A 21,592-nucleotide genomic window follows, 5' to 3' on the forward strand; every position below is an offset into this window, starting at 1 on the left:
TCACCTTAAATAATACTATGTTATGATTGAGAAGTAGTTTTAATCTGGTCGTTCAGCATTCGCTCAATGTTATACGCCGGTTCATACCCCAGGTCTCTCCTGGCCTTATCTATAACGTAAACTCTGTCTATTGAATCCGGAATTGCCCAATTCATCATTTTATAGTAGGTTATCAATTCCGGGATTTTCTTTTCGAGCAGTTTTCCAAGGTTATGCTTTAAATCAAACAAGTCATCTTTCGTAAAAATGCTTTGGGCTGAAATGTTGAAAATATCAAACTGTAGAAATTCCTTTTCGATTGCCAACTGATGAGCTAAAGCAACATCGCGTACATCCAAACCCCGATACATCCGGTAAAACAGCCTTCTCTCCATTGATTCATTCCAAAATCTTGAGATTCTTAAGACCGAAGTTTGTAATCCATCTTTACTGAAGAAATCACGACACAATCCTTCGGCGGCTATTTTGGTAATGTCGTAGATATCACGGGGAATGGTTGGCGTCTCCTCTGTTATCCATACCGCCTCGTTTTCATTGTTCAGGCTTTCACCATATAAGGAAGTGGTACTCGTGTAGATAAATTTTGTGACTCCATTTGCCCCGGATGCTTCGAGCAGGTTTAAGGTTCCAGAAATATTTGTATCTATAAAATCCTTCCTGGAATGGGTAGCAACATGTGGGGCATGAAGTGATGCAGTATGTATTATTGCGCTCATGCCATTTGCAATGCGGAACACAAAATCTCTATCTGTCAGACTTCCCCTATGATGGGTATGTTCCCCTTCAACCAGATCAACACCAACTACATCATATTTTTCTTTGAGTAAATTTGATATCTGGTTTCCTGAATGCCCTGAACTTCCTGTAATTAGAATTTTCTTTTTCATTTTTCTGATTATACAGTGTGCAACCGGGTTAATCTAACAGATTTCACCCTGTCTCATAAAGATACACGCAACAAAAACACAGTAATCACATTCCAGGAGAAAATTGCCCGGGTTCATCCCTGCCGGGCATCTTCGGGCAACTTCCCGCAATGGCTCATTATCAATTATTTTTAGACCTGATACTAAATATTGCGCTTAGGGTCAGGCGGTTTCCGGCCTCTATGGTGGCTGTCTTATCTACATTATAGCTTTGTGACACTGGTATCTGGTACTGGGCAAGCACATTGAATTTTCCCCGGTATAGCTGTACCCCGGCTGTAGCAAAATACGCATCTCCCCCGGTATTGATCTCATCTATCTTCCCATGCTCATGCATAGCCGCCTGCTCATAAAATACACCTCCAAACGGGAGAACTGAAAAAAGAGGTTTTTCTAATGAATAGAACAAATAACCGCTCATGTTAAACTGGTTACCAAAGCGATAATCATCTTTATTAGCGGTATTCATTTTATACGAAGACTCCAGATTTACACCGATCTTGTTTAAACGGGCAGTATAATTTAATGAAACTATGTAATCAACGCTTCCTGAACCTAACTGAAAATTACGATTGATAATTTCTCCCTGATCGTCCTGATCGTACTTGCCCAACGGTAGTTTCAGCCCTCCTCCTAACAAAAGGACGTGTTTCAGGTTACGGGCCATATTTTCACTGTTGTTAAAAGCATTATAGTACAGCAATATAACCGGGTCACCCATGCCCGAAGCTTCTACTTTTTGGTGGCTGCCATCCATTTTATTCATCATATAAGGCACTACAGCGTTTATTTGCCATTTAGGGCTAATCGCATATTTGCCCAGTAATTCGATACGCTGGTAAGTATCATCGGAAAATTCGTCGTCCAGGTATTCGCTGTTGTATTTTATGGTGGCATTAAAGGCCGCATGACTATAACGCAAGCCTATAAAGTGACTTTCAAATTGTGGTAATATTCCAAAGTAAAGGCCGCCGAGTTTGCAGCCACACACATCACATGCAGCTACCTGATGCCCGATAGCACATAACAGTATTATTAATATTTTTTTCATGTCAATTATTTTGAAATCGTTTATCTGACCGGAATTCCTGATCTGTTAATGTTTTTAAAAAAGCTATGATCTGCTCTTTCTCCTGCTCGTTGAGCGAGATTCCTTCGGCAAGCAACGGGTCAAGTGTTGATGACTGTTGAATGCCTTCATCATAATGGTCAAGTACTTCTTGAAGGGTACTGAACCGGGCATTATGCATATATGGAGCAGTCAAAGCTACATTACGCAAACTTGGTACACGAAATTTACCGACATCGTCGCTACTCTCTGTAATCAAGCCTCTTCCTTCATCGGTAAACTCCCCACTTATCCCATTGTTGCGGTAGCTAAAATCAGTAAACAGTTCACCGCTGTGGCAGCTAGTGCATTTGGAATTGAAAAGCTCAAGCCCTTTCAATTCCGTCTCCGATAAGGATATACCTTCGCCACGAACATATTGATCGTATGGGGAATTGGAAGAAACCATCAGAAGCATAAACTGCGATAGTGCCTGTAACATGAATGGTGACGTAACCTTGTCTGTACCAAACGCCTCTTTAAACAGACCCGGGTATTCATCATGATCATTTAGCTTCTGTACAACGTTGCTCAAAGTCTCCCCCATTTCAAATTCACTTTCAATGGCATTTATAGGCACAAAATCGAGATGGTTAACGCCTCCATCCCAGAAAAAATCAGGATAAAATGCCATGTTGGCCAGCGATGGTGCGTTCCTTATTCCCAAACGGTTATCTATACCTACACTCAGCGGATGCTGCTGTGAATCCGCAAATGCCGTGGACTGTATGTGGCAGTTGTTACAGGAGATGCTTCCATCTTTTGATAGTATAGGGTCGAAAAAAAGCTTCCTGCCAAGCTCAAACCCCTTTTTGGTAACCTCATTGTTATCAAAGGTATATGTTGGCTCGGGAAAGTTTGCAGGTTTCGTAAAGGCATAAGTGTTGTCGGGTGTCATATCCGTGTCTTTTTCGCAGGATACGAACAGGCATATGCACACCGAGCATATGGCCAGGTGTGCATATTTATTACTTCCAAACATTTTACTGATGGGTATGATCTAATATAAACACATCAGGAATAACGTTGGCCAGTGGTTGTCCTGCCTTGGGTGAATGGACAGAGTAGGTAGTTGAAAAATCTATGTCTGCACCATCCAGTACTTTAAGCAGGTCAACGATAATGTGAGCATTTGGCTCCAGATTTTCGGCTACCCTGATCTCAGAATCAAAGTCCAGCGTCACGGTCTTTACATTATTGACAAATTTTTGTGACTCGCCGGTTACAGGCTCTACGTCTTTCCACCCGCCTACATGCAGTGAAAAAGATTTCTCATGGATAACCCACCCATCTCCTTCTACTTTTTCCTGTGCAGAGTTTTCAGCCGCTCCCTCTATAGCAAATCCAATATAACCGGCATTCCAGTTCCAAAACCAGGCTCCTTCGGCAGGGTCTAACACACCTCCGGCAGCACCTTCCTCTACTCCGTCTTCTTCAACTCCAATAATAAAAGTTACCTTGTTATAGGTGCCGGCAGGAACGTTTTCGAGGGTAATGTATTTGGATGATGCCTCATTTTGCAACACATGATAGTAGCCTTTTACCTCCGCCGCAGTGATGCTGATTTCGTCTTCATAAAGCTCTCCATTAGGGCCTTCCAATTTGATTTTTCCCACATAATAGCCAAACAGGGTTAAGTTAAATGCCTCTCCCGAACCAGTAGAGAAAACATAATCCGCAGAACCTGCTTCAGACAGCTGCATCTGCTTGTCTCCCACTCTATGATCAAACTCCAGCTGAAAGGTTCCAAAACTCTGAGCATCATCAGAATCGTCGTCATTACAAGCCAATAGTACCAGGGCCATGAGCGTCATGACCAAAAGATTATATAATTTCATTTTTTGAAAAAGATTTAATTTTTTGATTAATAAAATTCAGGCGGAAAGAATAGCCATAAATAACCTGCGACCAAATGGCCCTATGCTGCGATTAGCACAGAAAGCAGAAACTATTCTAATCCGTTGCATCACATCTGTCATGAGATGCTTTTTCATCAAAGTTGGATTAAACCTTTTGGGGCGGGTGAAAGATATCTGCCACAAATGACCTCAAAACATGTGTGTCCTGTTTTGGTATTTGAGCAGCATTGATTTCGACAATTTGCCGGCTATAGTCTTTTTCAACAATTTCAACTTTAAAAAAGCTAATAGGCTCAGTACGTGAAGTGTTTTGCTTGTCGTTTTGTTGCTGTTCACTGGCTTTATTCAGCTGCTTCGCCAGATAACATTTACCACCACAGACTGTAATGGGCTCGTCTTTTTTAATACAGAGTACCCTGGCAATATACTCCCTGCGAAGTTCGAAGTCCAGGTAAACCAGCGGAACCATGAGTGTGCTTCCTAAAACATTTAGGATAAGAAATGAAATAATTATATTCCTTAGCGCTCTCATGCCTGCAAAGTTGTTTCAAAAAAATACATATGCCAAAATTATATTGAAAATAACGCTCCGTGTAGCCTCTTGCTTTTGGCTAAAAACCTGAGAAATACGTATATTAGTTGAAATTAACATTTCAGTTTATGAAAAAGGCGTTTTTATTGACATGGGTAGTATGCGGTATGCTTTTATCTGCCTGCACTGATAGTGAGAATGAAAACACTGATTTCACCGGCCGGCAAGTGACCTATAACCTTTTGCAGGCCTCTGACTTCCCTGTTTATGGCACGGTAACCTTCATGGAAAGAGCTGACTTGGGTCTGCAGGTGGAAGTCAAGCTTGAGGGTACGGATGGAGAAGCGTATCACCCTGTTCATTTCCACTATGGCGACTTGGGCACCCAGGATGCCGATATTGCCTTCACCCTTAACGACCTTTATGCCGACACCGGGAAAAGTAGCACTATGCTTAATGACCTGATTGATAACGGCAAGTTTGGCTATGATGACCTGCTTAAATTCGATGGCAGTGTAAAGATACATTTATCTGCCACCGGCGAGGGAAAAGACGTTGTTCTTGCTGCAACTAATATTGGTACTGCTTTCTCCAAACAAAACTCTACGGGCCGTCTGAGTATCGCGGTGTGTAAAAGTAACTAGACGATCTCAAAATAGAAATTTAGTTATAGTACATAAACACCAGTATTGACCGGGTTCGTATAAAGCTGTCAACTTTTAAAAAGAAATCAAAGCTTAGTTCTCAAGTATTTGTAAATCATAGGTTTCAATGATTAATACGGGTCTTATTCCGTATTTCTAAGCCAAGCAAATCGAGCTTACTTCAGTTTGACCCCATAAGAATATGGGTAAAATCAAGGCCAAAATACCCAACCTTGGGTATTGCTATAAATTCCTGTGCGCCCTAATTTTATAATTGCTGATATAAAATAAAATTTTAGATATGAGGGATAACATATTGAGCAATAATCATGGTGAGGGCAGTAGACTCAATAAAAATATGACAAGCCTAGACCGTGATATTTCCAAAAGTCAACATTCACTTATTAAAAATCACTTTGCTGACTTGCATAGCGATAACAACCAGTTATCGCTGAATACTAAAAATCCTGCTAATGAAACAGGACTTCCTAATGAACTAAAGGCTGGTATAGAAAATCTCTCAGGCCACTCTCTCGATGACGTAAAGGTAAATTACAATTCCAGCAAACCCGCTCAGTTACAAGCTCATGCATATGCCCAAGGCACGGAGATTCATTTAGCTCCTGGACAAGAAAGACATCTTCCACATGAAGCCTGGCATGTCGTACAACAAAAGCAAGGAAGAGTTAAGCCTACCGTACAGCTGAAAGACACTGTAAATATCAACGACGATACCAGCCTCGAAAAAGAGGCAGATGTAATGGGAAGTAAGGCTTTGCAAATGAATATTTTCGACACTATAACTAAACAAACCACAGTAAATCAAAATAATCCTGAACTTAACAATCAAGATAATGTCACTCAAAGGAAATTAATCTTCCATACCCCAAAAAACACAAAGAAAAACAAAAAACACAATAAAGGATGGAGATCATTTGAAAATACAGTATTCGAATCAGGATCATTAACAGAAGACGAAATAAAAGCTATAAACATTAAAATATTACAACAGGCTTGTTCAGATATTCCAACACTTCAAGAGAGGATGGAGGAATCGAACAATAATAGTGTAATCGTTGAAAGAGGGCTCCATTGCGATCAGCAGGATTCCGAGTCATTGGAGTACACGCCCGAATCAGAACCTCACCTGACAATTAAATTTGTAACCTTGGGTGGAGCAAATAAAGCTTCATTTCATGTTTTTGCAAAAAAAGTAGAGGATAGTTGGAACTACTCACACGTACAAGCGAACAACGAGGATGCAAAAAAACTTTTGGAAGAAGTTGATAATGTACAAGGAGATATGGAGTTGGATGATGATCCTATATCTGAAGGTGAACAAGCCGTTTATTCCAATGGTGTTTTACAACACCCAAATGATAAGAAATTACTAGACCAGTTGTGGGTTGAGGGTGATATTGAAGGGCTAATTAATCTTGGCCATTCTTTAATGCAAGAGGGAGATGAGGTTGCTTTGGATTTGGTTGAAGACATTAAAGTTCTAGTATCCGAGATGCAGGCACAAAGAGAAGCAAATAGCTATTCAGGTAATACCACGCAGTTCAAACAAAACGAACAAACCAACGGGGGTGCTCAGGTAATCCAACTTGGAAAGAAAGGTAACAAGAAACAAGAAAAACAAAAAGCTGCAGCAAAAAATAAAAGAAGATCTGAACAAAGCAAAGCTGACAGAAATGCATTTCGTGCACTGCAATACGAAACAACTTCCAAACAGGACGCACGCTCAAAACAAAAAGCTGCAAGGAAATTCAAAGGCAATCTGGCACATGGGTTCGGAGACTCTAATAGTGGAAAACAGGGTAAAACCAAGGCTGGACTGAAGAGTATAAATAAAGAAGTTGCTGAAAAGAAAAAAGCAGACAAGCTGGCAAAGAGGCAAGCAGCTGCCAAAAAGAAACATCAGGAATGGCTCGACCGTCAGGACAGGGACGATAGAGGTGGTGCCGGTAATGGACATGGGGTGTTGGTAAGCGATAATTGACAGTAAAATAATCGCCCATTCTGAATATGCCTCTAACGAGATAAACGCTTTCCTTACCCCTTACAAGAATAGAAATTGATTACTTTTTTAAAAATCCGGACTATCCGTTTAAACCGTTGTAAGCTCCCACAGATTTTGCTAGATTAGATATTCGCCGGCCCTTGGTAACCTATAGGCTACATGCCAGGAAACAGGGCAATTACTTAATCACCAAAATGTGAGGGTATGAACAAATCCGAAACACATCATCAGCGTATTGCAAAAATGGCTTTTGCGTCTGTCTATCCAATGTACCTGGCAAAGGTGGAGAAAAAGGGCCGTACTAGAGATGAACTACATGAAGTCATTCAGTGGTTAACAGGCTTCAACACAAAAAAAATGGAGGAACTCATCAAGGAAGGGGTAACTTTTGAAACGTTCTTCCAGCGTGCTGAGCTTAATCCCAATGCGTATCTCATTACCGGTATGATCTGCGGATATCGTGTGGAGGAAATAGAGAACCCTTTAACACAACAGGTTCGCTATTTAGATAAGCTTGTAGATGAGCTGGCTAAGGGAAGGAAGATGGAGAAGATATTGCGTAGTTCATAGCCAAACAAAATCTTGACGGCTTCAACCTAACTGTAAACAACAACTCAAAACCATATAACAACATTGGAAACAGACAAGACAATAGACTATTCACTGACATTCTATCACGGCACGAAAGCAGACCTTAAAACAGGCGATCTCATAGAAGCAGGCTATATCTCTAACTATGGCAAAAGGAGAAAAGCTAAGTACATATACCTTACAGCTACCCTGGATGCAGCCATTTGGGGGGCAGAACTTGCCTCAGGTGAAGGGCGTGAAAGAATCTATATCGTTGAGCCAACGGGTTTAATCGAGGACGATCCAAATTTGACAGATAAGAAATTTCCGGGTAACCCTACAAAGTCGTACCGCTCTCTCCATCCGTTTAAAGTTGTAGGAGAGATTACTGCCTGGCAGGGCCACTCTCCGGAGCAGCTCAAAGCTATGAAGGACCATCTTGCCGAACTTAAACGGCAGGGTATTGAGGCCATTGAGGATTAAGGAGCCGACTAAAGATATAGTCTGATGAATGGCGGCTCCATAATTCGTACTTTATCCAAATAACTCTAATTTACCTCCTGCACAGGGTCATCAATGGTAAAGTAGAATTTATAGTACTCCTTACCTTTGATGATCAGGAGGTTCTTTTGTTTTTTAAAAATATCGAAAAGCAGGCTGTTTTTAACCTTATAGCTTTGCTTTTTATCAAGAGCACCCGCACTCTCCATTTCAACTACCAATGCCTGCCCGTCTTCCGAAAGTGAAATACCTGTAATAATGAAATAAATGGTATCTCCCGCCTGTAGTATATGTATATTTTCCCGGATATACTGTTGCAGTGCTATTGAGCCATTCGCGGCCGGCGTAGAAAAGTCCGCATCCTTTAACCGGTACCTGTCTTCGATGTGTAGTGTAAGGTCATCCAAAAAAAGTCGGGTTTCAATCTTTACCTTCCCTTCATTGCTCACCGACATACTGCTGAACGACATTTTGAGGGGGTGCATAAAGGAAGTAAGTATGAAAACCGATAGCATTAATATAACTTTCATGGCTAATAAGTATTTAGAGGGCTGTTTCCACTTTAAACAGGTATGAACAGAAACATTTGAAACAGCCCTCGATGAACAAGATTTATTTTTCTATCGCTACATGAACTTCATAAGTCTTTCCGGCATGTACTTTCAACAGGTAGTTTCCGGGAACCAGCGCCTTATTTTTGAGTGTAATACTTTTCCCCTCAAGGCCTGATTCTTCCATTACGGTGGCACCCGTTGCAGGATCAATCAAAACGACTTTTGTAATTGGATTGACAGCTTCAATATTGAGGTATTTGTTAAAAGGATTCGGATATACCTTTATTTTCCCATCTGCCGAGCTCACTACCTCTGATGCCGTCAGTGGTGAACCTACCCTGAAACTCTTTCTTTCGGCCAATTCGACATAGCCATTATTTTCAAACAAATTGACAAAATACTCTCCGTTAGCCACATTGGCAAAACTCAGGGTTCCGGCTTCCTTGCCATCAACATATTTCCATTTGTAGGCATACTGAGTACCCGGTGTATCATCTTTTTTATAAATACCAATCCAGTCCCAGGTGTTTCCGGGGCCATGAGCAAAGCTGATCTTTACCACATCACCGCTATTATAGACCAGTTTGTCAGTACTTACCGAGGTTGCAGGGTTCAAATCGGTAACATCAAAGTATACCCTGTTGGATACCTCATTGTAGCTGTCATCGGTAAACATAACTATGAAATACCTTCCAGGCTCAACAGGAAGTTGATTTGGGGCTCCTTCGTTGCCTTCGGTACCATCTATTACCGTCGAACCATTAGTAAGTCCGTCAAAATATTTGTAAGTGTATAATTGCTCAATGCCCGGGGTGTCTCCATCATGATAAATGCCCAGCCAGTCCTTCTCCTTTCCGGGCGTATCGGCAAAAGTAATAGTAACAGGCTCTCCCAGCCCATAGCTGTTTTTGTCAGTGCTTATGGTGGTAATCTGGGTACCTACCTGAAAATAAATTCGCTCACCAACCTCAGCGTATCCGTTGTTGAGGTGGTATGTTGCGTAATAGTATCCTTTAGGCAGATCAGAAAATGTAAGTGAGCCTGACACTCCGCTGACCCGCTGCCAGCTGGCATAAGCTCCTGCGGATGGCTCAACACCAACTTTATAGATACCTATCCAGTCTTCTGGATTGGCCGGGGCAGATGTATAAGAAATATCCACATTTTCACCCTCGTTATAGGCTGGTTTATCTGAAGTAAGCACAGGGGTGCTGCCCACCCAGAAATAGATACGCCCGGCCAGTTCGGTATATCCGTCGTTTTCAAAAAGGGTCACGAAATATTCTCCGCTTTCTGCTATGCTGAAACTTGCAGTACCATTGCTGTTTCCACCGATATAGGCCCACTGGGTAGAAGCGTTCATTCCGGGTATATTCCCCTTTTTATAAATACCGATCCAGTCTTTGGCATTTCCGGGAGCATTGGCATAGCTAACCTGGATGATTTCATTCGGAGCGTAGCTTTGTTTATTTAAAGAAATAGCAGGATCTGCATCCACACTGCCATTTATTTCAAAGGATAATGGCACAGACCACTCACTCCAGTTCAGGCTTTGGTCTCGATGCCTTACACGAACGAAGTAACTTCCGTTGCTCAACTGGTTAGACCTTATGGTCAGGTCAAATATTCCTTGTCCCAAACCAATATTACGGGTTTCGTCTCGCTGGCCGTCGGGGCCATAGTAATTTTCGAAGTGGCGAAGCTCATCTATTTTAACTGTAGAAAAACCTTCTGTAGAAGATACCTGGAATTGTGTGGAGTTAAATGGCTCCTGAGCTGCCGAGTAATAGGCACTACTTTTAAAAGTATAGGGCAAAGTAACAGGCTCTGAAACATTGTTGGTAACCGATGGTGTAGTTGGTTTGTCCAGCCCGCGCCTTAAATGAAACTCGTCCAGCAGCTCGTTATTTTTAACTTTATCAAGGCTGCCTATAGTATAGGACTGCACCTTCATTTCTTCATTTACATTGTCTACCTCAATAATCTGGTATGCAAAGTTAGACCAAGAGCCCTGCGTCTCCTGATGGTCAGTTTCATTCCCGGAGTCTCCCCAGTATTGAGGCCACGCGGTACCACCGGATATCATGTGGTAGCCGGAGTGGTCTTTGAACTGGCCTCGTGCGTATAAATGGTGATGGCCTGCAATATGCAACACAAATTTGTCCGTAGATTTAAGAGCAGGTAACACTGAATTTCCGTACCAACCGGAATAGTCGTTTGAGTACTGTTCTGCCTGATAAGGCCTGTGAGAGATTGTTACGATCCAGTCCACACTGGCATCTGTAGTTGCTTTGCTGATCACCGATTTTGCCCAATTGAGTTGTGTGTTGCCAGTAAGCTCGGTATCCAGCACCATAATGAGCACGTTATCCAACTGATAGGTATAGTATCGCTCCGTGCCGGAGCTGATGCCTTTATAATCAAACTCATCATTTAAAATGAAGTGTTCATAGTATGCCTCTATCCCCATAGAACCATAGGTCTCATGGTTTCCCACAGCAGTTATCAAAGGAAGGTTGGGAGTGATGTAGCTCTGTTTGGCGAAATGGATATTTTCATAGTGATTCAAAGTACCTACATCTACCTGGTCCCCATCATTGATGATCAGGTTGATATTATTAGCAATCGGCGTACCGTACAGCTGCTCAGCTTTGCTTTTGGCAGCCTGTACAAGTTCGTTGAACTTCATATAAGGGCTTCCCTGATAGTTCAATACCTGGTGGTCACCCAACACAATAAACCTGAGTTTGTCCTTTTTACTGCCAAGAGCAGGAGGGGTTCTGAAGTAATGCACTTCCGACCGGTCCGATGCTCCGCTTCTTACCTCATAGTAATAGCCCGTATCAGGTGTGAGGCCTGTTAGTTTTACATTATGCCAATGATAGGGCGTGTTATAGGTATAATCTTTGGGCTCAAGGTTTACCGTAGTACCATAAACGGTCTGCGCCAAATTATTGGCCGAAAGACCATAACGGACGGTGGGGTTGGTGCCATTATCGGTCTTCCAGCTTACCCAAACCGAAGTCGGCTTAGCCGCCTGGAGATAAGGCTTTACGTATTGGGCATTTGCATCTTTCAGCAAGAGTAATACTGCTAATAGTGACAGTAACAAGAGTTTCTTTTTCATAGGTTTTGTTGATTTTGTTGTTAGGTGAAGGGTTATGGCAAATTTGTAGCAGTCATGACAACGGTCATTCGATTTTTTTCCTGCGGCAGAGGCGGTGCTGCCAATTAAAGTTTTTTATTTCCCTTACTTATCCAGGTATTTAGGGTTATCCTTTCAAACCTCATCAGTACTTTAAAAGGTTTAAGGTCTCCGTTTGGAAGTTTGAATTGCGCCTGTCCGGACTGTATTCCGGCTTCTCCCAGCTCCATGTACTCATCTTTACCTCCTGTTTTGAACTGGTTAGTGCCGGAAATATAAAATCTTGCCTTACCTTTTTCAGCGTATGACTTCCATTTCAAATACAACACGCCGTCGGCGATATTCGCTTCCAGATCTTTGGCAGCTAAATCTCTTATAAAAGAGACCCCGTCTATCTCAGCAGCCAGCTCACCAGGGACTTCAATCTCCATATGTTTAAGTATCGAGGGCATGATATCCACCATGGCAGGCATTTGACTAAAACTTTCATTCAGGTCATCGCTGTTGGTAACCATCCATATGGTGCGCTCCCTTTCAGACTGTCCTCCGTGCCCTTTTCCTGTTTTATCTTCGCGCCCATGGTCCGTAGTAATAACTATCATCCAATCTTCGCTAAAATGCGCTTCCCGGTATTTCAATGCATCCCAAATCCTTTTTACCTGGGTATCCGCCTTTCTTACAGCTTCATACATTTCATCGCTGTCGCCATACTTATGTCCCATGTCATCAGTAAATTCAAGATAAACCCATGAAAGGTCAGGACCTTCTGCCTGTATGTAGCGCCCGGCTTCTTTGGAGACATGCTCGTCAATATCAAAAATGTACCGGCGATCCCTGGTATGCGGAAAATTCTTCTGGTCATGTTCAAAACCATCGAAAGCATAATCCATTTTAATATTTCCTGCTTCATCAAGACCTTCACCGATAAGCTTGGTCCGGTTATCCAGCCACGTGGAAAAAATAGCTGTTTTAAGGGAAGGGTCTTTATGCCTGGCTATGCGGAAAATATTCCAATAATGATAATTGGGATCCTTAATACCGTTTCCCCATACATTATGCTTATTTGCCCATGTGCCGGTAAGCAGGCTGTTATACCCAACCGCGGATATGGTCGGCGTTTCAGAAAAGTCTCCTGCGCGTCCGCCGGTATAGGCTCTGGTGTACCCGCCGGCCTTGGATATTTCATCCAGAGCAGGTGTTTCTACTGACTCAATAACATCGGCTGGTATTCCATCAAGGATAATAAATACGGCTTTTTTCTGAGCAAATGATGAGAGGGTACAATTAATAATAATAACGATCAGTAATTTGATTTTAACCATAATCTTGTTCATTCAGGTATCGGAAAAATGGATCAGCAGGAAAACCTCCTGCTGATCCGGTATATTGTCAATATCGGATGGTAAGCTACCAGCCAAAAATCTGTTTCAGGTTAGGATTTAACTTCACCTGGTTTGCCGGTACAGGTCTGTAATAGTATTTGGGGGCCTGGAAAACACCTCTGTCTTCTACAGCCACCACATACCCTTTTTCTCCATCAGAAAGGAAGAAAGAAGCGTCCGTACTTACATCGCCTACCCTGTAGTAGATAAATGGTACCCCCAGTGAGTTGGTCTCTTTTGTTGCCGGAACAGACTCCGAAGCAGGTATCAGCTTTATATCCTCCACACCGTCTCCGGTAAGGTCATACTCACCAAGACCCGGAAAGTAAAGTCCGCGAGGCTCTTCTTCGAGGATATGACCTGCGTTCCATCGCATGAGATCATCCATTCGGAAACCTTCCAGGGCAAGCTCTACCCTTCTCTCTCTTCTTATTTCTAATAATACCGGAGATGCAACATTTGAATACTTCTCCTGCTGCCATAGATCTGCTGTTACACCCAATGTAAGGTGTGGCATACCTACCCTGTCACGAATCGCATTCACCGTTACGTCGAGGTCTGACTGGGTAAGCTCAGCAAGCTCGGCCCGGGCTTCAGCGTAGGTAAGCAGTACTTCGGCATATCGCAAAACGGGTATATCAACATTGTTTAACACAGTCTGGTCCGGGTTATTAATAAACCCTTTTAGCTGATGATAACCAGAAAAGTTTTTCTGCAATTGCTGGATGTATATACCGCCTCCCTGCGCATAGGTGGCCGTGTTGATCAATTCCCACCCTGGGTGAGCAAACGTCTGGTAAAGTCTCGGATCTCTGTTTTCAAATTCGTCAACAAACTGTTTCGTTTCAAAATCGACCAGCTCCGAATAGTACGAGCCATCTGCATTCAGGTAAGCCTGAAGCAGGTCCTTTCCGGGACATGCCTCATAGTTACCAAACATATACTCCCACCATCCACTGTTCTTGATCTCATCCTGACTGATATTGGTGAGTATAACCTCTGCATTACCTGTCAGGTCGGCGCTGTTAAACAAACTGCCATAGTCCTGGGCTCCTGCACCCGTAGAGTAAATAGAGTAGAGCCCGCTGTTGATCACTTCATGGGCTGCATCACGTGCTATAGCGAGAAAGTCGTTTGCTGTAGACTCCAACCCCAATTCACTGTGGTACTTTCTATAGGTACCTTCATATAAGGTATGGCGGGCCATATAGGTCAGCACCACCCATTTATTCACCGCACCTTCAGGTTGGTCTGCCCTTACATTTTGCCTTGCAAATTCATAATCCTCCAGTATTTTGGTCCACACGACATCCCTTGGGTCACGGGCCTTCATCAGGGCTTCGGTATCATCGGGCTCCAGGACAAAGTCATACCAGGGCACATCAGAGTAGCGCTTTACCTTGTTTACGTAGAATCGTGCCCTGAAAAACCTGGCCACGCCTTCATAGTGATTAACCACTTCCTCCGGAAGATCAGTCTCTTTTATGCTTTCAAGGAAGTAGTTGATGTCCTTCAACGCATCCCAGTTCCATCCGCCGGTAATACTGGTAGCAGATGGGGTACCAGTCATCATGGTTTTAATTTCCGTTGCACCGGTGGTGGCCTGGTTATCAGTGCCAATATCACTGACATACTTCCCTACTCCTTCAAAATCATACAGCCCGTAAGTATAAATCATCAGGTCTTCCTCCGTTTTAAAGAAATTTTCTCTTGAAATGGAGGTTTCAGGGTACTTTTCCAGAAAATCGTCATCACATGCCACCATCAATGAAGTAGCGGTCAAAAGCAGTAGTATAATCTTTTTCATAATTTTCAGGTTAATTATAGCGTGATGCTAAGTCCGATAGAATATTTTCTTTGCTGCGGGTAGCTATAGCCCCATCCGCTTGCAGTACTTGCCGAAGGGTTCATTTTGGCCACATCATCATTGATTGACTCAGGGTCAAAGTAGTCTTTCAGTTCAGACCATTCCGCTATATTTTCACCACTCACATATACTCTTAAATCTGAGATCTTAAGCCTTGAAAGCAAACTTTGCGGAATTGTATAGCCGATAGTCAGGTTTTTAAGTCTCAGGTAGGCACCGTTCAGCATGTAGCCTGTCTGCGGTATAGCCAGTCCCTGGGCCTCGTCTATTCTCTCCCCCAGATTTCTGTCAGCCAACCATGACTGTAGCACGGGATACCTGGCATCCGTATTGGCATCCGCCAGGCCTGCATCCAGGTAAGACTGGCTATGTTTGGCCCTTTCCGTTTCACTGTCTGAAGTGGCCCTGTAATAGTCCAGCAGGTGCTCATAACCACCGGCATAGGGTTGCTGGTAAAAACCCCAGTACAGGTAGTGTCTCGGATAAAAATCTCTTTTACCAACACCCTGGAAAAGCATGCGAAGGTCAAAGCCTTTCCACGACATATTGAGATCAAGGCTATAACGATACCTTGGAAGTAAATTACCAATTACTGACAAGTCTCCGGAATCATCAACGGTAGCGCCTTTTTCTATTCTGCCGTTGTTGTCCCGGTCTATGTATTTGGGCCAGCCCTCTACAACAGACAAGGCACCCCAGGGCACAATATCGGACTGGTCAAGTGCGTCAATTTCTTCCTGGGAGTGGAAGAACCCGTCACTCTCAAGACCCCATATCTCTCCAAGCTCCATTCCTTTGTAATATTGGGTAAGGTTTCTTTCCGGGTTATCAAACCTGGTGATGGTACTTTTACTGTCTGAAATTATAAAACGTGAACTGATTTTAAATGGCTTTGAGGCCAGTTGAAAGCTGTTTTGATAGCCAACAGCCAATTCCCATCCGGTAGTTTTTAAATCGGCCGAATTCTCCAGTGGCTCTGCATCACCCAATACATCGGGCAACTCACGACCTAATGTAAGCATGCCGATCGTCTCCCTGGAATAGTAATCAAAGGAGGTAGTTATCCTGTTGTCAAATATACCCAGGTCCAATCCTATGTTGCTGCTGTTCACTTTTTCCCAGGTGTAGTTAGGCGAAACCAACGAAGGAGAGTTTACGACCAATGGCAGCTGATCTCCGATAATGTAGCTACCTTGGGTAGCTTCCATGGAAGAAATATAGCCATACTCTCCTACAAACTGATTCCCCAACGATCCGTAGGAACCTCTCAGCTTAAATTGGCTGAACAGGTTAGACAAGGGACTAAAGAATGCCTCCTCGTCAACCCTCCAGGCCACTGAGGCAGAAGGGAAGAATCCCCAACGACTATCTTTAGGAAACTTTGATGAACCGTCGTACCTGCCGTTGAATTCGAATATGTATCTATCTTTAAAAATATAATTGGCCCTGAAAAACAAGCCTCTTATAGCCCACTCGCGTACACTTTCTCCAACCTGCGATTCACCGGTAGCCAGTGCCATGGTGGGCAGGCTGTTTGTGATCAGGCCATCTCTCTGTGCAAAGGTAGATTCGTACCTGTTATGCTCCTGATTGTATCCTGCAACAGCATTAACCTGATGGCTACCAAAAGTCTTGCTGAAGGTTGTGTAAATATTAAACACTGAGTAAGTATTATCTGCATTGCTTTGATAGGCCCAGCTGTCCCCTTCCTCCCTGATATCCTCAGGACCAAAACCAATATTATATTTGGTTGCAAACTGCTCTACTTCCTCTATGTTCTTCCGGATGGTGTAATCAGCATTTAGCTTCAACACTTTTTCGAAAAGTGATAGTTCTCCTAAAAAAGAGGTCTGATAAATGTTAAAATTGGATACGCTCTCTCCGCCAGTTTGTAATTGAGCCATGTACCTGCCAACTTCTGTATTGGCATAAGAGCCATCAGGGTTTATATCCCAATCTGTAGGATGGAAGTTGTATATCTGCCACATGTCGTCATTATCGTCGCTTCCAAAGTAGGTTGGCCTCACCCTTTCACTAAAAGCCATTGAGGTATTGTTGCCCACTTTCAGAAACTTTGTAAGGTCGATATTGAGCTTTGAACGTAGCGAATACCTTTGATAACCATCTTCTGCGATATGGTCGAGCACACCTTGCTGATTATCGTAGGCGCCTGATACCAGCAAGCTGGTGCGCTCACCCCTTGAGCTGATGGATAGATTATGCTGCTGAGAATAATTATAATGGTCCAGAAATTCCCTGGTCCAGTCTTTATCTCCCATATATTCCCAAAGTGACTCATCCGTAGGGTTGATCCTTACTGCGGGGAGTTCAGGATTATCGGAGCGCTCTTTTGCCCACTGGTAGGTCTGGTCGCTGTAGTTCTGGTTATCCCAGGGTGTATTATCTGTCGAGGTTTCCCGCACTCTCAGATAGATGTAAGGGTCGGTAACTTTATCAGGCAGTACGGTGGGTCTGCTCATTGAAAAGTTGTTAGTATAGCTTATGCTGACACCTTCTTCTGACCTTGATTTAGTAGTAATGAGAATAACTCCATAGGCGGCACGTGCTCCGTAGATGGCGGCCGATGAGGCATCTTTAAGTACCGAAATACCAGCCACATCACCCGGGGGGATTGTATTAAGCTCTGCCGGGGTAATGGGTATTCCGTCAACCAGTATCAACGGATCCCCTCCATTGATCGAAGTTATGCCCCTGATGTTGATATTAGGAACCGCACCGGGCTCACCACTGAGAAAGTCTATATTTAAATTTGGAGAAATGCCTTGTAACCCCTGTGCAATGTTTTGATTGGGACGATTGGCCAGTACCGTATTGTCAATGGCATCTACCGCCCCTGATAAATTCACCTTCTTTTGCTCTCCATAGCCCACTACCACTATCTCAGACAGGGTGGTGATATCCGGTTGCAGCACCACATCTATAACCGGGGAGTCTCCTACGGTAATTTCCTGACTTTCATAACCAATGAATGAAAAGGCAAGTACTTCACCTTTTGATGCCGGCAACCTGTAAGTGCCATCCGCATCTGAGGCCGTACCACGTGTTGTACCTTTGATCAGCACGGTAACACCAGGTAAAGGGCTACCGTCTTGAACATCTGTGATCCTTCCGGATATGCCGGATTCCTGCGCATACAAACTCAATGTGCAGATGAAACCACAGATAAAACTTTGGAGTGTTTTTTTAAGCATGATTTTTTTACCATTATTAAGTGATTTTTAAAACTAGTTAATGGCAACTTATAAATTGAACGGTCGTTCAATTTATAATAAAACGATAATAGGAAATACTATTTAATGGCACTGTGGTTAACTTTGTATTAACAGTAATTTAATGGGAAGAAAAAGTTTAAAAGAGGTTCGTCAAACGGAGATCATCAACGCCTTTTATGAAGTGGCCAAAGAAACAGGTCTTGAAAATGCTTCCATTGCCAAAGTTGCCAGACATCTTGATATCAACCCGAGTCTGATCATTCATTACTTTAAAACTCGTGAAGAGCTTTTGCTGGCTCTGATAAATTTTACCCTGGAACGATACAAGGGCATGTTTCAGTTTGATGCACAACACCCAACTGCGGAAAACCTGAAAGAGCTTATTCATAATTTGTTCTCAAAAAAATGGAACGAGCTGTTTGATGACGGAGTCTTTTACAGTTGCTATGCCCTCAGTTACAGGGATGACCGGATCAAAAACAGCTTCAGGCTCCTGCATGAGTCCCTCCGGGGTATGCTGACATCTGTACTGGAACATTACCAAAGACACAATATTATTAATGTGGAGGATGTGTCGGAGCTTGCGGAACAAGTTTTTGTACTTATCGAAGGTGCCTACTATTATCTGGGCATGCTGGAAGGTACGGAAGAGTATCAGAGAAAAATAGAAACCTACAGGTCCCTGGCTTTAAACCTTATATCACTTACTCTGGTATAGCTTCGTTTTATTCACTTCGCACATTGCGTACCGTAGCCACTATGGCAATAAGCATCCAGACCAGGTTAACTACAAATGTAGGATTGTCTCTCAGGTAAACTGCATTAATAACCAGGCAAAGTCCGCCAACAGCATTGAGTACATGGTATAATATACCCGTACCTCTGATAACCTTGATGCTAAGCAGGAAATATGCTACTATAAATGTTATGGCTCCAAACCATCCAATAAGCTCGTGCAACTTCATTTGTTTCTCTGTTTATAGGATGTATAGTTCAAATTTACCCGAGACAATAAATACCAATATTACAAAAATTTAAATCTCAATGGAGGGAGAAGTTGGTGCTATTCCAAAGCGGTAAACATATCAATAAAAAAATATGAGGGTTTTCCTAAAGCCATAAACTTTATATTAATATTTCATCTATCAGGCAGTAAGAGAGTTAAGTTTTGAAGGAAAACCAAGGTTAATTTACATATAATAACGAAGTAATGGTTCAATAATAGTTGGATACTATCTTAAAATTCACAAACCAACTAAACCAAAAATCATGTATCGAACTATTACATTTACCAGTATTTTACTAGTCCTTTTAGCTGGCTTACACCAAAGTTTTTCCCAAAACGGAAGCAATGTACCACGGGTTGATCATGTACTGCACATCAGTGTAGACGGCCTTCGCCCCGATGTAATCACCTCCATGGGTCAGGAAAGGCTCCCGAATTTTTTCCGATTTCGTACAGAAGGTGCCTGGACAGACAATGCACGCACGGACAGATCAAACACTTCCACCATACCCGGACATACCTCGCAAGTAACCGGCCGGCAGGTGCTTGGTAAAAATGCCCATAATTTTATCTGGAATAGCGACCCTGGACCTGTAACGCTGCATACCTTTGCCGGCTACATCGCTTCGGCCTTTGATGTGGCTCATGATCATGGGTTATCAACAGCGCTTTATGCCGGAAAAAGCAAGTTTATCTTATTTGAAAATTCCTACAATGCAAGCAATGGTGCCCCTGATATTACCGGGGAGAACAACGGAAAGGATAAAATTGACACCTATGTGTATAACGGAGATATGGCTCAGCTTACGGCGCAGTTTATCAGTGATTATAAAGTAAGTCAATATGGCTACGCTTTCTTTCACTTCAGGTATCCTGATAGCCAGGGCCACTCTACAGGCTGGAATATTGCCCCGCTTGAAGAATATTCACAAAAGGTGGCAGAAGTTGATGCTCTTATAGGCGATTTGTTTGCTACTATAGAAAACACTCCGGGACTGGCCGGCAGAACGGCCATTATCTTAACTGCTGACCATGGTGGTGAACTCGGCAGTACCGGGCATGGCAATTTGTTGCATCCGGATAACTATACCATCCCATTTTATGTCTGGGGCCCGGGGGTAGCTATGGGAGCGGACCTTTATGCACTCAATGCAGAAACCCGAAGAGATCCAAGTTATAGCCAGGAATATGATGAAGACGCCATTCAGCCCATCAGATATGCAGATGTAGCCAACCTGTCGTTAAATTTCCTGGGTCTGCCATCTGTTCCCGGATCTGGGTTTAACGTTGACCAGTCGCTTGCTGTCACGTCGGATGGGGCTGTAAATATTGTTATACAAAATGGCCTGAACAATTACTCTGGCACAGTAGACACCTACATAAGAAGACATGAAAAAAACAGTGCTTATGGCAACAGAACCACTTTAATTGTAGATGATGCCGATCCGTGGTGGAGTGGCAGGGATAATCAGGCTTTACTTCGCTTTGATAATATTATAGGAAATGGCCAGCACCAGGTGCCTCAGAATGTAAATGTTGTGAGTGCCACATTAAATGTGCGTGTGATCAATGCTGGTAATGGTGGTTCGCTACACCGCATGCTGAGAACCTGGAGTGAAAATGAAACATGGAATACGCTTGATAACGGTATACAGGCAAATGACGTAGAGGCTGTTCGCCATGCTGATGGCTCCGTGAGCAACACCTCAGAGGGCATGCTAAGCATCGACGTAACGGAAAGCTTACAGGCCTGGTCAGACGGTGCAGGTAATTATGGCTGGGCTATATTACCTGACGGTGGTGATGGTTGGGACTTCTACAGCTCAGAAGGATACATGCAGCCCCGGTTAAATATAAATTACACTTACGACACTTATCAGGCTAAGTCCATCTCTGCTGAAACTAGCAAAGTAGAGCAGGAAGTTTTAACGGCATTGGAAACCCCTGAAGCTGTATCACTAAAAGGCAACTTCCCTAACCCATTCTCAGGTATAACAACCATCCGTTATGAACTTCACAAAAACCAAAAGATAAGAATGGAGGTATTTGACAGCCAGGGAAAACCTGTTAGCGTGATCGTTGATGAAATAAAAGAAGCCGGAAGCCATGAGGCAGAATTTGACGGAAGAAATTTATCTAAAGGATTATACATCCTCAGATTCCTGAGCCAGGGCGAAGATGCTCAAACGGTGTTGACACATACTATGGTGCTTAGGTAGCAGGTATGTTTTTAAACCTTGGA

17 protein-coding genes are annotated in these 21,592 nt (G+C 43.1%); 6 read left to right on the plus strand and 11 right to left on the minus strand.

Going from position 1 to position 21,592, the window contains the following annotated elements:
- Positions 1–20: 20 nt before the first annotated feature.
- From LVD17_RS02800 to LVD17_RS02820, 5 genes are all read right to left on the minus strand, one after another.
- Positions 21–887 carry an NAD-dependent epimerase/dehydratase family protein gene (locus tag LVD17_RS02800; RefSeq protein ID WP_233764620.1) on the minus strand — a complete coding sequence of 289 codons (867 nt, stop codon included), beginning with the start codon at positions 885–887 and terminating at the stop codon, positions 21–23.
- A 160-nt stretch (positions 888–1,047) separates the two neighbouring features.
- Positions 1,048–1,977, minus strand: a complete 930-nt coding sequence (locus tag LVD17_RS02805; RefSeq protein WP_233764621.1) for a transporter — start codon at positions 1,975–1,977, stop codon at positions 1,048–1,050.
- 1 nt (position 1,978) lies between these two features.
- Positions 1,979–3,016, minus strand: coding sequence for a cytochrome-c peroxidase (locus tag LVD17_RS02810; protein WP_233764623.1), 1,038 nt, complete (start codon positions 3,014–3,016; stop codon positions 1,979–1,981).
- Position 3,017: 1 nt separating this feature from the next.
- Positions 3,018–3,872 carry an MbnP family protein gene (locus LVD17_RS02815; RefSeq protein WP_233764624.1) on the minus strand — a complete coding sequence of 285 codons (855 nt, stop codon included), beginning with the start codon at positions 3,870–3,872 and terminating at the stop codon, positions 3,018–3,020.
- A gap of 166 nt (positions 3,873–4,038) precedes the next feature.
- Entirely contained in the window at positions 4,039–4,425 is a 387-nt protein-coding gene (locus LVD17_RS02820; RefSeq protein WP_233764625.1) for a hypothetical protein, read from the minus strand.
- A 128-nt stretch (positions 4,426–4,553) separates the two neighbouring features.
- On the opposite strand from LVD17_RS02820, the gene LVD17_RS02825 reads away from it, so the two are divergent.
- The 4 genes from LVD17_RS02825 (at position 4,554) to arr (ending at position 8,145) form a co-directional block, all read left to right on the plus strand.
- Positions 4,554–5,069, plus strand: a complete 516-nt coding sequence (locus tag LVD17_RS02825) for a superoxide dismutase family protein (protein WP_233764626.1) — start codon at positions 4,554–4,556, stop codon at positions 5,067–5,069.
- A gap of 301 nt (positions 5,070–5,370) precedes the next feature.
- Positions 5,371–7,071: an eCIS core domain-containing protein gene (locus tag LVD17_RS02830; RefSeq protein ID WP_233764627.1), complete on the plus strand. Its 1,701-nt coding sequence runs from the start codon at positions 5,371–5,373 to the stop codon at positions 7,069–7,071.
- Positions 7,072–7,296: 225 nt separating this feature from the next.
- Positions 7,297–7,662 (plus strand): DUF2200 domain-containing protein, encoded by a 366-nt coding sequence (locus LVD17_RS02835; RefSeq protein WP_233764628.1) that lies wholly within the window; start codon positions 7,297–7,299, stop codon positions 7,660–7,662.
- Positions 7,663–7,725: 63 nt separating this feature from the next.
- On the plus strand, positions 7,726–8,145 hold the full coding sequence (arr, locus tag LVD17_RS02840) for an NAD(+)--rifampin ADP-ribosyltransferase (protein ID WP_233764629.1): 420 nt from the start codon (positions 7,726–7,728) through the stop codon (positions 8,143–8,145).
- 65 nt (positions 8,146–8,210) lie between these two features.
- On the opposite strand, the gene LVD17_RS02845 is transcribed toward arr, so the two are convergent.
- The 5 genes from LVD17_RS02845 to LVD17_RS02865 form a co-directional block, all read right to left on the minus strand.
- Entirely contained in the window at positions 8,211–8,693 is a 483-nt protein-coding gene (locus LVD17_RS02845) for a DUF6702 family protein (protein ID WP_233764630.1), read from the minus strand.
- Between the two features lie 82 nt (positions 8,694–8,775).
- Positions 8,776–11,844: a purple acid phosphatase family protein gene (locus LVD17_RS02850; RefSeq protein WP_233764631.1), complete on the minus strand. Its 3,069-nt coding sequence runs from the start codon at positions 11,842–11,844 to the stop codon at positions 8,776–8,778.
- A 104-nt stretch (positions 11,845–11,948) separates the two neighbouring features.
- Entirely contained in the window at positions 11,949–13,184 is a 1,236-nt protein-coding gene (locus LVD17_RS02855; RefSeq protein WP_233764633.1) for an alkaline phosphatase family protein, read from the minus strand.
- Between the two features lie 85 nt (positions 13,185–13,269).
- Positions 13,270–15,051: a RagB/SusD family nutrient uptake outer membrane protein gene (locus LVD17_RS02860; RefSeq protein ID WP_233764635.1), complete on the minus strand. Its 1,782-nt coding sequence runs from the start codon at positions 15,049–15,051 to the stop codon at positions 13,270–13,272.
- Positions 15,052–15,065: 14 nt separating this feature from the next.
- Positions 15,066–18,323, minus strand: coding sequence for a SusC/RagA family TonB-linked outer membrane protein (locus LVD17_RS02865; protein WP_233764637.1), 3,258 nt, complete (start codon positions 18,321–18,323; stop codon positions 15,066–15,068).
- A gap of 142 nt (positions 18,324–18,465) precedes the next feature.
- Here LVD17_RS02865 and LVD17_RS02870 point away from each other — a divergent pair, with 142 nt between their 5' ends.
- Positions 18,466–19,062 carry a TetR family transcriptional regulator gene (locus LVD17_RS02870; RefSeq protein WP_233764638.1) on the plus strand — a complete coding sequence of 199 codons (597 nt, stop codon included), beginning with the start codon at positions 18,466–18,468 and terminating at the stop codon, positions 19,060–19,062.
- A 7-nt stretch (positions 19,063–19,069) separates the two neighbouring features.
- Here LVD17_RS02870 and LVD17_RS02875 read toward each other — a convergent pair whose 3' ends face one another.
- A complete protein-coding gene (locus LVD17_RS02875; RefSeq protein WP_233764639.1) occupies positions 19,070–19,309 on the minus strand; it encodes a CBU_0592 family membrane protein in 240 nt (79 codons plus the stop codon).
- Between the two features lie 304 nt (positions 19,310–19,613).
- Here LVD17_RS02875 and LVD17_RS02880 point away from each other — a divergent pair, with 304 nt between their 5' ends.
- A complete protein-coding gene (locus LVD17_RS02880) occupies positions 19,614–21,569 on the plus strand; it encodes an alkaline phosphatase family protein (RefSeq protein ID WP_233764640.1) in 1,956 nt (651 codons plus the stop codon).
- The last annotated feature ends 23 nt before the right edge of the window (positions 21,570–21,592 follow it).

It is taken from the genome of Fulvivirga ulvae, from assembly GCF_021389975.1.
In the GTDB taxonomy this organism is placed as follows: Bacteria; Bacteroidota; Bacteroidia; order Cytophagales; family Cyclobacteriaceae; genus Fulvivirga; species Fulvivirga ulvae.